Annotated in this window: 11 protein-coding genes and 1 pseudogene; 4 read left to right on the forward strand and 8 right to left on the reverse strand. The window is 62.7% G+C overall.

The window, feature by feature from the left end:
• Window positions 1-614: patatin-like phospholipase family protein (locus EOD15_RS19370; RefSeq protein WP_148129582.1), on the forward strand; the 614-nt coding region annotated here is incomplete at its 5' end.
• Window positions 615-621: 7 nt separating this feature from the next.
• Here the strand turns inward: EOD15_RS19370 and recJ are convergent.
• The 3 genes from recJ to glpX all read right to left on the reverse strand — a co-directional run bounded on the left by recJ (window position 622) and on the right by glpX (window position 3,877).
• Window positions 622-2,406, reverse strand: a complete 1,785-nt coding sequence (recJ, locus tag EOD15_RS19375; protein WP_127321552.1) for a single-stranded-DNA-specific exonuclease RecJ — start codon at window positions 2,404-2,406, stop codon at window positions 622-624.
• Window positions 2,407-2,586: 180 nt separating this feature from the next.
• Window positions 2,587-2,820: a DUF6434 domain-containing protein gene (locus tag EOD15_RS19380; protein ID WP_127321553.1), complete on the reverse strand. Its 234-nt coding sequence runs from the start codon at window positions 2,818-2,820 to the stop codon at window positions 2,587-2,589.
• A gap of 73 nt (window positions 2,821-2,893) precedes the next feature.
• Window positions 2,894-3,877 (reverse strand): class II fructose-bisphosphatase, encoded by a 984-nt coding sequence (glpX, locus tag EOD15_RS19385; protein ID WP_127321554.1) that lies wholly within the window; start codon window positions 3,875-3,877, stop codon window positions 2,894-2,896.
• Window positions 3,878-3,976: 99 nt separating this feature from the next.
• Between glpX and EOD15_RS37245 the strand changes: the two genes are divergently transcribed.
• Window positions 3,977-4,111 (forward strand): hypothetical protein, encoded by a 135-nt coding sequence (locus tag EOD15_RS37245; protein ID WP_281035568.1) that lies wholly within the window; start codon window positions 3,977-3,979, stop codon window positions 4,109-4,111.
• Here the strand turns inward: EOD15_RS37245 and EOD15_RS19390 are convergent.
• The 5 genes from EOD15_RS19390 to EOD15_RS19410 form a co-directional block, all read right to left on the reverse strand.
• Window positions 4,082-4,249, reverse strand: coding sequence for a Thivi_2564 family membrane protein (locus EOD15_RS19390; protein ID WP_013531988.1), 168 nt, complete (start codon window positions 4,247-4,249; stop codon window positions 4,082-4,084). The genes EOD15_RS37245 and EOD15_RS19390 overlap by 30 nt on opposite strands.
• Window positions 4,250-4,320: 71 nt before the next feature.
• Window positions 4,321-4,677, reverse strand: coding sequence for a hypothetical protein (locus EOD15_RS19395; protein ID WP_127379827.1), 357 nt, complete (start codon window positions 4,675-4,677; stop codon window positions 4,321-4,323).
• Window positions 4,678-4,809: 132 nt separating this feature from the next.
• Complete coding sequence (locus EOD15_RS19400; RefSeq protein WP_127322886.1) at window positions 4,810-6,123, reverse strand: homoserine dehydrogenase; 1,314 nt, start codon at window positions 6,121-6,123, stop codon at window positions 4,810-4,812.
• Window positions 6,124-6,170: 47 nt separating this feature from the next.
• On the reverse strand, window positions 6,171-7,388 hold the full coding sequence (locus EOD15_RS19405) for an LL-diaminopimelate aminotransferase (RefSeq protein WP_023810473.1): 1,218 nt from the start codon (window positions 7,386-7,388) through the stop codon (window positions 6,171-6,173).
• A gap of 46 nt (window positions 7,389-7,434) precedes the next feature.
• Entirely contained in the window at window positions 7,435-7,827 is a 393-nt protein-coding gene (locus tag EOD15_RS19410; RefSeq protein ID WP_127323218.1) for a hypothetical protein, read from the reverse strand.
• 97 nt (window positions 7,828-7,924) lie between these two features.
• Between EOD15_RS19410 and phaC the strand changes: the two genes are divergently transcribed.
• Together phaC and EOD15_RS19420 are read left to right on the forward strand one after the other, a co-directional pair.
• Complete coding sequence (gene phaC / locus EOD15_RS19415; RefSeq protein ID WP_127396079.1) at window positions 7,925-9,760, forward strand: class I poly(R)-hydroxyalkanoic acid synthase; 1,836 nt, start codon at window positions 7,925-7,927, stop codon at window positions 9,758-9,760.
• Between the two features lie 216 nt (window positions 9,761-9,976).
• Window positions 9,977-10,749 (forward strand): annotated as a pseudogene (locus tag EOD15_RS19420) (peptidase M15A); the annotation flags it as partial.

Genomic DNA, 10,749 nt, shown 5'->3' on the forward strand with positions numbered 1-10,749 from the left:
ATGCAAGGCTGCGCGAGCACATGGCCGGCATTCGTTTCGAGGACCTTGCCAAGCCGTTCGTCGCGGTCACCTCCGAAATCCGCACCGGCCACGAAATCTGGCTGTCGAGCGGCTCATTGATCACCGCCATGCGCGCCTCCTACGCGCTGCCCGGCGTGTTCGAGCCGGTGAATTGCAATGGCCGCGTGCTGGTCGACGGCGCGCTGGTCAACCCGGTACCGGTTTCGGTCTGCCGCGCCTATGAGCAGCCGCTCGTCGTGGCGGTCAACCTTCACTATGATCTGTTCGGCCGCGCCGCCGTCATCAAGCACAGCGCCGGCGAGCTGGTCGTTGAAAAGGACGCGCCGCGGCCTGGTCAGATCGACGCCGAGCGCCAGTCGCATCAGACGCGGCTCGGCATCACCGGCGTCATGGTCGAGGCCTTCAACATCATTCAGGACCGCATTTCGCGCGCCAGGCTTGCCGGCGACCCGCCTGACATGTCGCTGCAGCCGAAGCTCAGCCATATCGGCCTGACCGAATTCCACCGCGCCGACGAGGCGATCAACCTCGGCTATCAGGCGACGATGGCGCAGATCGGCGAACTGACCCGGCTGCAGACCGTTCTCGCCTGATCAAAGCCTACGCACGAGCCGCATCGCTGATGCGAAACTGCACGGTGCGGTTGCCGTTCCAGTAGTTGCCTGACAACGAACCGGCGACGTGGATCGTCTTGCCCCGGTTCTTGAACAGGAATTCGCCAAGTGCGGTTTCGACAGCGCGAAAGGCGATCGCCTGGATGCGGCCGCCGCTTTCCGATTGCAGTTCGACGCGGATGTGGTTGGTGCCGACCGGCCGCGCATCGGCCAATCGGTGGCGCGGCAACGCGAAAACAGGGGCCACATGCCCAGCACCGAAGGGTCCGGCCTGTTCCAGCGCGTCGAGCAGGCTGAGCGTCGCGCCTTCAGCGGCAAGTGCGCCGTCTATGGCCAGGCTTTCCTCGCCCTGCAGGCGAAACACGTCGGCTGCCGCCCGTTCTTCGAAAAACGCCCTGAGTTCGCCAAGCCTTGCCCGCTCCACGGTGATGCCCGCCGCCATGCCATGGCCGCCGCCCTTGACGATCAGACCGGCAACGGCCGCCTCGCGCACCAGCCGGCCGAGGTCGAAACCCGAGACCGAGCGGCCCGAACCGGTGCCGATGCCCACAGCATTGAACGCGATGGCGAAGGCGGGCCGCCGGGCATGATCCTTCAATCGCGAAGCGAGCAGGCCGACAATACCCGGATGCCAGCTGTTGGAGGCGGTGACGACGATAGCCGGGCCATTGCCGCCGGCGAGCTCTGCATCGGCCTCGACGCGCGCCGCCGCGAGCATCTCCTGCTCCATCAACTGCCGTTCCTGGTTGAGCCGGTCGAGCGTCTCGGCAATGGTGCGCGCCTCGACCGGGTCGTCGGTCGCAAGCAGCCGGCTACCAAGTGCGGCATCGCCGATGCGTCCGCCGGCATTGATGCGCGGGCCGATCAGATAGGCCAGATGGAAAGTGCTGATCGGCTCGCCGATACGCGACACGCGTGCCAGTGCCGCCAACCCTTCATTCTTCTGCTGGCGCGCCATCTGCAGCCCCTTGACCACGAAGGCGCGGTTGACGCCGGTCAGCGGCACCACGTCACAGACTGTGGCCAATGCCACGATATCAAGCAGCGAGAGCAGGTCCGGCGGCGTAGCATCGGCCATGCGGCCGCGCAGGATTCTGGCCGTCTGCACAAGGGCGAGGAAGACCACGCCGGCGGCACAGAGATGGCCCTGCCCGGAAAGGTCGTCGTCGCGATTGGGATTGACGACGGCAATTGCCGCCGGCAAGGCACCGCCGACCTGGTGGTGGTCGAGCACCACGACATCGGCCCCAGCCTCGTTGGCGGCATCGATGGAAACGGCGCTGTTGGTGCCGCAATCGACAGTGACGATCAGTGTCGCGCCACGCGAAACAAGTTCGCGCATAGCCTCCGGATTGGGTCCATAGCCCTCGAAAATGCGATCCGGGATGTAGATTTCCGACGGCACCGAGAAATGCGTGAGGAACCGCTTCAGCAAGGCCGACGAGGCGGCGCCGTCGACATCATAGTCGCCGAAGATCGCCACCTTTTCCCGGGCCATCACCGCGGCGGCGATGCGGGCCGCCGCCCTGTCCATGTCCGTCAGCGATGCCGGATCCGGCAGAAGATCGCGGATCGTCGGGTCGAGAAACCGCTCGGTCTGTTCGGCGGTAACACCACGGCCGGCAAGCACCCGCGCGACGATATCGGGCACGCCATGGCCTTGCGCGATGGCGAGCGCAATCAGGTCCTGGCGTTCTGTCAGCCGATGTTCCCAGGAAACCCCTGATACTGACTGCCTGACATCGAGGAAGAGGCGTTTTTCGCCGGTCATACGCTTTGCCAACTCATCGTTGGCCGCACGATAATGCATGTCGCCCATAAGTGGGCAGCGGCTTTGGGGCGACGACCTGCATTGGCAACAATTTTAAGCGCGTCGCGTTCACGCGACGCTCTATAGGCCAAAGGCAGGCAAAGCCAAGCGATTCACGGGTGCGCGCGGTCCCGAAACAAGTCAAGAAAACTGCGCTTTCCGCTTTTCAGCCTGGCGCCGAAGCCATTCGTCGGCCGCATCGCCCATCGTCTTTTCCACACCGTCCTTGAGCCAAGCCATGAAAGGCCGGTCGAACCTGAATGCATCGCCGCATTCCCGGATGAGAAAGCGACGCACATTCTGGGTGTTGCGATAGGACTTTGTGATGGCGGTGGCACGCGAAATCGGATCCGCATGCCAGTCGAACGGTTTCATCGTCAAATCCTTGCAGCCAGCATCGGATGCGCCCGAATGGCTAGCAATTGCAAGGTAGCTTCGCAAGCGAGCGTCAGAACTTATCCAGATCCTGATGGCGGGCCTTGATCTCGCGCACCGTGCGCGACGACGAGCGCCGCACGATCGTGTGGGTGGTGATGTAATTGTGGCCGAACTTGACGCCAGCCAGCATGTTGCCGTCGGTGACACCGGTGGCCGCGAACAGCACATCGCCGCGCGCCATGTCCTCCGTCCGATAGACCCGTTTCGGATTGGAAATACCCATCTTTGCCGCGCGAGCAACCTTTTCCGGCGTGTCGAGGATCAGCCTGCCTTGCATCTGGCCGCCGGTGCAGCGCAGCGCGGCAGCGGCCAGCACGCCCTCTGGTGCGCCGCCAGTGCCGAGATAGATGTCGATGCCGGTTTCTTCCGGATCCGTGGTGTGGATGACGCCGGCGACATCGCCATCGCCGATCAGCCGGATCGCGGCACCCGTGGCGCGCACGGCATCGATCAGCCTGGCATGACGTGGCCGGTCGAGAATGCAGGTGGTGATATCCGATATCGCCACGCCCTTCGCCCTGGCGAGGCTGGCGATGTTCTCAGCCGCCGAGGCGTCGATGTCGATGACGCCGTCCGCATAGCCCGGACCGATGGCGATCTTGTCCATGTAGACGTCGGGCGCAAACAGCAGGCTGCCCTTTTCGGCGATCGCGATGACCGCGAGTGCATTGGGCAGGTTCTTGGCGCAAATCGTCGTGCCTTCGAGCGGATCGAGCGCGATATCGACGGCCGGACCTTTGCCGGAGCCGACTTCCTCGCCGATGTAGAGCATCGGCGCCTCGTCGCGCTCGCCTTCGCCGATCACCACAGTGCCCTTGATGGCAAGCCGGTTGAGTTCCTGGCGCATGGCGTCGACTGCGACCTGGTCGGCCGCCTTTTCGTCGCCGCGCCCGCGCAGCCTGGCGGCCGCGACGGCGGCTCGTTCGGTGACGCGCACCAGTTCCATGGTGAGTATCCGGTCAAGGCCGGCGACGATGTTCTGGGCCACATTCATCTGGTGATTTCCTCGTTGGCAATGCGGCCTCCCGCCGGAGGCGGGCCTGTTTTGTCAAACCAGCATGACAACGGCAAGACCTACCGAGGATTTTATCGAATGCCCAACAATATCAATCGATTAAACCGCATCCTGAAACAAGACTGGCCCGATCGCCGTGCGCCGGGCCAGTCTCAAAACGGTAAAAATGGCGGCGTTCGCGGCCTAGAAAACCGCGAGGTATTTGAGCAGTGAAATGATGCCGATGATGATGACGATGACCTGAACTATCTGTCTCATCCGGCCATCGAGCGGCAGGCGTTGAACCAGATAGAGAACGAGGATGATGACGAGGAATGTGATCAGGATGCCGATCAATGCTGATGAAGCCATGGTGCCCTCCTTAAAAGTGATGTGCTGAAAACAAGAGAGTGGGCCGGAAGCCCGGCCCTATCGCGCTGCGGTCAATACCAGCGGCGGGAGGTATCGTTCGTCGATTGACCAATGGCGAAGCCGGCCAGAAAGCCGAGCAGGCCGATCACGCCGACCAAAGCTGTCGTCGTACCTGGATTTTCACGCGCGACCTCCGAAACAGCCTGAGCCTGGCTGCGCAGCTGTTGCGCCGTACGCGAAGCGCGGCTCGCGGCCGTGTCGTACAACTCGGACGCCTGTTCGCCGGCGTCGTCGAGCATCTCCGCGCCCCGCGCCGAAATGCTCTTGTTGATCTTGGTGATCTCCTTGCGCAAATCGGCAATCTGCTTTTCCAGCGTCTTCTGGATGTCGTCGATATTAGGGGTGTCGGACTTGTTGGTATCGGCCATGAAGCGGTTCCTCTGGTTGCTGACCAAGAGAACGGCGACGACACCAATTCGTTCCCGCGTGGCGGCTGTCCCCACCAGACCAGACCTCAATGCCTGCGGGATTCCTGTCCCGCAGGGCCTATCGGGCGAAAGCTACCCTGCCCGCTCGATGCGGATGACCTGCGGCTTGTCGGTCAGATGGCCATCCTTGGTGATGCCATCGACGGCCTTGCGCACAGCAGCCTCCGTCGTCTCGTGGGTGACGAGGATCACCGTCTTCTGTGCCGCCGCCTCGCCATTGACCGCGTGCTGGACGATCGATTCCAATGAAATGTCATTATCGGCCATGCGCTTGGCGATTGCCGCGAAGACGCCGATGCGGTCATGCACGGTCAACCGGATGAAATAGCCGCCGGCATGGCTGCGCATCTGCGCCTTCTTGTAGGGTTTCAGCTCCTTCGCCGGCCGTCCAAAGACCGGACCATGCTGGAAGCCTGGCCGGCTCTTGGCGATGTCGGCGATGTCGCCGATGACGGCCGAGGCGGTGGCGTTGCCGCCGGCACCGGGGCCTGACAGCAGCAGTTCGCCCAGAATATCGGTCTCGATCGCCACCGCATTGGTGACGCCATGCACCTGCGCGATGACCGATGCCGTCGGCACCATCGTCGGATGCACGCGCTGCTCGATGCCGCTCTCGGTATGCTGGGCGACACCCAGCAGCTTGATCCGGTAGCCAAGATCGGCGGCCGCGCGGATGTCGGCCTGGGTGATGTTGGAGATACCTTCCATATAGATGTCGTTGGCGGCGATCCTGGTGCCAAAGGCAAGGCTGGTCAGGATCGACAGCTTGTGCGCGGTGTCGTGGCCCTCGATGTCGAACGTCGGATCGGCTTCGGCATAGCCCAGCCGCTGCGCGTCCTTCAGGCAAGCATCAAACGAGATGCCCTCGGCCTCCATGCGCGTCAGGATGTAGTTGCAGGTGCCGTTGAGGATGCCGAACACGCGCGTAACCGAATTTCCGGCCATCGCCTCGCGCATGGTCTTGATGACGGGAATGCCGCCCGCCACCGCCGCCTCATAGTTGAGCAGAACACCCTTTTTCTCGGCGATCTCGGCCAGCGCCACGCCATGCTTGGCCAGCAGCGCCTTGTTGGCGGTGACGACGTGACGGCCGGCTTCGAGTGCCGCTTTCACCGACGAGCGCGCCGGGCCCTCGTCGCCGCCGATCAGTTCGACGAACACGTCGATTTCTGCGGTCTGCGCCATCTTGACCGGATCGTCGAACCACTTTGCCGAGCTCAGATCGACGCCGCGATCGCGCTTCTGGTCGCGCGCCGAGACGGCGGTGACGATCACGTCACGGCCGCACTGGCGGGTCAGTTCCACCGCTTTGTCGCGCAGCACGCGCGCCACCGACGCGCCAACGGTGCCGAGGCCGGCAATTCCAACACGCAATGCTTCAGCCATGTCCGGCGACGTCCCTCAAAGTCAGATCGAATTTGCGTGCGGCAAGCTTACCGGTGAGCGGAGAGCGGCACGACATTGTTGGGCTGCTTGGCGCTGGTCGACAGGAAGCGCTTGATGTTGCGCGCCGCCTGCCGGATCCTGTGCTCGTTCTCGACCAGAGCGACGCGCACGAATTCGTCGCCATGCTCGCCGAAGCCAACACCGGGCGCCACGGCCACGTCGGCATGTTCGATGAGCAGCTTGGAGAATTCGAGCGAGCCGAGATGTCGGAACGGCTCCGGGATTGGCGCCCAGGCGAACATCGATGCCGCCGGTGCCGGAATGGTCCAGCCAGCGCGGCCGAAGGCATCGACCATCACATCGCGGCGCTTGTGGTAGATGTCGCGCACTTCGGCGATGTCGGCGCCGTCGCCATTGAGCGCATGTGCCGCCGCCACCTGGATCGGCGTGAAGGCGCCGTAATCGAGGTAGGATTTCACCCGCGTCAGCGCCGAGATCAGCCGCTCGTTGCCGACGGCAAAGCCCATCCGCCAACCGGGCATGGAGAAGGTCTTCGACATGGAGGTGAATTCGACGCAAACGTCGATCGCGCCAGGCACCTGCAGCACCGAAGGCGGCGGATTGCCGTCGAAATAGATCTCCGAATAGGCAAGGTCGGACAGGATAATGATGTCGTTCTTCTTGGCGAAGGCGACCACATCCTTGTAGAAATCGAGCGAGGCGACCAGCGCCGTCGGGTTCGACGGATAGTTGAGGATCAGCGCCAGCGGCTTCGGGATCGAATGTTTGACTCCGCGCTCGAGCGCCGGGATGAAGCCGTCGTCCGGCTCCACCTGCAGCGAGCGGATGACGCCACCCGACATGATGAAGCCGAAGGCATGGATCGGATAGGTCGGGTTAGGGCATAGGATCACGTCGCCGGGCGCCGTGATCGCCTGCGCCATGTTGGCGAAGCCTTCCTTCGAGCCAAGCGTGGCCACCACTTGCGTGTCGGGATTGAGCTTCACGCCGAAGCGCCTGCCATAGTAGGCGGCTTGGGCGCGACGCAGGCCCGGAATGCCGCGCGACGAGGAATAGCGATGCGTGCGCGGGTCGCGCACGACCTCGCACAATTTGTCGACGATAGCCTTGGGCGTCGGCAGGTCCGGATTGCCCATGCCGAGGTCGATGATGTCGGCGCCACGCGATCGGGCGCTGGCCTTGAGCCGGTTGACCTGCTCGAACACGTAAGGCGGAAGCCGGCGAACCTTGTGAAATTCTTCCATGGCAGTTCCAGACAGCGAAGGGGGGTGTTGGGCGCGCGCTATATACTTATTTGCAGGTAGGGTCGAGGGCGGGGTCGCATTTGGCTTCGATCTGCTTCAGCGTTTCGTCGCCATGCTTCTTGGCCAGATCGGTCAGCGCCGCCTGGTTGGCGACCTTCGGGCCGCCGCCCTTTGCCGCCTGCGCATTCTCATCCGCCTTCAATTGCGCGAGCTTGGCGTTCTTCTCGGCTTCGGTGAACTGAGGCGCCGCCACTTGCGGCTTGATGTTCAGGTTCGGAAAGGTGCCGGTATCCTTCGGCCCCGTACCCGCAGCGACAGGCGTTGGGCCATTCGTGTTGGTGCTCGAGCACCCGGCAATCCCGATGAGGACGATCGCCGCACCGATGCGGCAAAAACGTCCGGCACCGAAAAAAACAGTCTCGCCAATATTAATCGTCATATTGTTTCCCTGGCAGCCGAGGTAGAGCGAGATTGGCCCGGTCGGATGTCCCATGTTAATATGTCAAGAAAAGGCCTCGGGAGGAACCCCGCCAACCATGTCCAAAACACCCGATTCGGGCAAAGCGGAAGATGACGAGCCTTCGACCGTCGAGCAATATCTGGTGAAGGACCCGGAACGCTTCGCCCTGAACATGGCGCGCATGATCGAGCAGGCCGGCAAGGCCGCTTCCGCCTGGGCCGAGCCGCGCGAAAAAGGCGACGTGCGCGACCATGTCGCTGAGCCCGTTGTCGATATGGTGAAGACCTTTTCCAAGCTCAGCGAATACTGGCTTGCCGATCCGCAGCGCGCGCTGGAAGCGCAGACGCGGCTGTTCTCCGGCTATATGACGGTCTGGGCCAACGCCATTCAGCGCACCAGCAACGCCGCGCAAGACACCGAAGACGCGGTCAAGCCGGAGCGCGGCGACAAGCGGTTCCTCGACCCGGAATGGGGCCGCAACGCCTTCTTCGATTTCCTCAAGCAGGCCTATCTCGTCACCTCGCGCTGGGCGGCCGATCTGGTCGAGCACGCCGAAGGCCTTGACGAGCACACCCGCCACAAGGCCGGCTTTTACGTCAAGCAGGTGTCCAACGCCATCTCGCCGTCGAATTTCATCCTGACCAATCCGGAACTGTTCCGTGAAACCGTCGCCTCGAACGGCGAAAACCTGGTGCGCGGCATGAAGATGCTGGCCGAGGACATCGCCGCCGGCAAGGGCGACCTGAAGCTGCGGCAGGCTGACTACTCACCCTTCGAGATCGGCAGGAACATCGCCACCACTCCCGGCAAGGTGGTCGGCCGCAGCGACGTCGCCGAAATCATCCAGTACGACCCGGCGACCGAGACGGTGCTCAAGCGGCCCTTGCTGATCTGCCCGCCATGGATCAACAAATTCTACATCCTCGATTTGAACCCGCAGAAATCCTTCATTCGCTGGGCGGTCGAACAGGGCCACACCGTGTTCGTCATCTCCTGGATCAATCCGGACGAGCGCCACGGCACCAAGAGTTGGGAAGCCTATATTCGCGAGGGTCTGCAATACGGCCTCGACACCGTCGAGAAAGCCACCGGCGAACGCGACGTCAACGCGATCGGCTATTGCGTTGGCGGCACGCTTCTGGCGGCGGCACTGGCGCTGATGGCGCAAGAGGGCGACGACCGCATAAAATCGGCTACCTTCTTCACCACGCAGGTCGACTTCACCTATGCAGGCGACCTGAAGGTGTTCGTCGACGAAGAACAGGTCGCCGCTGTGGAAAAGTCGATGAGCGAAAAGGGCTATCTCGACGGCACCAAGATGGCGACCGCCTTCAACATGCTGCGCTCAGGCGACCTGATCTGGCCCTATGTCGTCAACAACTACATGCGCGGCAAGGATCCCCTGCCCTTCGACCTGCTCTACTGGAATGCAGATTCCACCCGCATGGCGGCGGCCAATCACTCTTTCTACCTGCGCAACTGCTATCTTGAGAACAATCTTTCGCAAGGCACGATGGAACTGGCGGGCCACACGGTCTCGCTCGGCGACATCACCATCCCGGTCTACAACCTCGCCTCCAAGGAAGATCACATCGCGCCGGCGCTTTCGGTGTTCCTCGGTTCGAAATATTTCGGCGGCACGGTCGAGTATGTGATGGCCGGGTCGGGCCATATCGCAGGGGTCGTCAATCCGCCGGCATCCAACAAATACCAGTACTGGACCGGGGGTACGCCGACGGGCGACTTCAGCCAGTGGATAGCCAATGCCACCGACCATCCAGGATCCTGGTGGCCGCACTGGCAAGACTGGATAGAGGCCAAGGACAACACCCGCGTGCCTGCCCGCAAACCGGGCAAGCATATGAAAACCTTGGGTGATGCTCCCGGCACCTATGTGAAAGTACGTGTGTAACGGACTGTAATGTGTGGTGAGTTGACGGACCGCCAAAAGCGGGCGAAATGGTGTCGTCAACCATCAAGCGGCCGTAATTCGGCAATCACCGCAAAAATACTTCCAGGCTTGCGGATTTGACACAGGTCTCGTTTCCGGATCGGAGACAAAGGTCACCCTGGCATCGACGCATGCGTGTGGCGCCAAGGATATACCGATCGGACATCGAGGGGGAATTTGACTTTGAAATCAGCAGGATGGAGCCTCGCAAAGGGAGAACGCCGCGCCATTGTGGCAGCGCTCTGCTCCTTGCTTCTGGCCTCCTGCACTTCGGCTGGCGACCCGACAATGTCGGTCGGAATGCCCGGTTACAACGCCACCGCATCGGATATGAATGCTGCCTCAAGTGGCAAGTCGGCCGCTGTCGCCGATTCGTCCGAGGTCACGACCGAGCAGACGACGGTGATGACGGCGAGCGATACGGCGCTGCCTGAAAAAGTCGCCTACGTGCCTATGTCCAAACCGGGAGCTGCCTTTCCGCTGACCACGCCGGCGGGCGCCGAAACCATCGTTGGAAACACGCCGCAATCGCTGACGCAGCAGGCACAGACCGCGCAGCAAACCGACGCGGTCGCCCAGCAGATTGCCGCGGTCGACGGCGACGTGGCGGCGCCGAAGCCCGCTGCCGCTCCGGCCATGAACAACCCGGTCTATGTGACGGCTGGCGAGATGCCGCAGGCCGAAGCACCAAAGAAGAAAGGCTTCCTCGCCTCGATGTTTGGCGCAACGCCAGCCTCGGCGACACCAACCCCCATCATCAGCAACGCCCGAACGGGCGAGCAGCCCCTGCAGGCAAAAGCGGCGCCAGCAGCGGCAAAGCCGATCATCACGCTTGCCTCGGCCAGTTCCACGGCCAAGCCGGTGCAACTGGCTTCGCTCGGTGACGATAGCGGTCACATCACCGGCAGCGATGCCCTGCCCGGCGTGCGCCAGACGGCCCTGTTCGAGAT

The sequence above is a fragment of the Mesorhizobium sp. M7A.T.Ca.US.000.02.2.1 genome, from assembly GCF_003996995.1.
Classification (GTDB): domain Bacteria; phylum Pseudomonadota; class Alphaproteobacteria; order Rhizobiales; family Rhizobiaceae; genus Mesorhizobium.

What these genes read in the sequence shown, in the direction of transcription:
- recJ (WP_127321552.1), bottom strand. Translation starts at nt 2,406, where the DNA reads ATGACCGGCGAAAAACGCCTCTTCCTCGATGTCAGGCAGTCAGTATCA.
- EOD15_RS19410 (WP_127323218.1), bottom strand. Translation starts at nt 7,827, where the DNA reads ATGACGATTAATATTGGCGAGACTGTTTTTTTCGGTGCCGGACGTTTT.
- phaC (WP_127396079.1), top strand. Translation starts at nt 7,925, where the DNA reads ATGTCCAAAACACCCGATTCGGGCAAAGCGGAAGATGACGAGCCTTCG.
- EOD15_RS37245 (WP_281035568.1), top strand. Translation starts at nt 3,977, where the DNA reads ATGCCCAACAATATCAATCGATTAAACCGCATCCTGAAACAAGACTGG.
- EOD15_RS19395 (WP_127379827.1), bottom strand. Translation starts at nt 4,677, where the DNA reads ATGGCCGATACCAACAAGTCCGACACCCCTAATATCGACGACATCCAG.
- EOD15_RS19405 (WP_023810473.1), bottom strand. Translation starts at nt 7,388, where the DNA reads ATGGAAGAATTTCACAAGGTTCGCCGGCTTCCGCCTTACGTGTTCGAG.
- EOD15_RS19390 (WP_013531988.1), bottom strand. Translation starts at nt 4,249, where the DNA reads ATGGCTTCATCAGCATTGATCGGCATCCTGATCACATTCCTCGTCATC.
- EOD15_RS19400 (WP_127322886.1), bottom strand. Translation starts at nt 6,123, where the DNA reads ATGGCTGAAGCATTGCGTGTTGGAATTGCCGGCCTCGGCACCGTTGGC.
- EOD15_RS19380 (WP_127321553.1), bottom strand. Translation starts at nt 2,820, where the DNA reads ATGAAACCGTTCGACTGGCATGCGGATCCGATTTCGCGTGCCACCGCC.
- glpX (WP_127321554.1), bottom strand. Translation starts at nt 3,877, where the DNA reads ATGAATGTGGCCCAGAACATCGTCGCCGGCCTTGACCGGATACTCACC.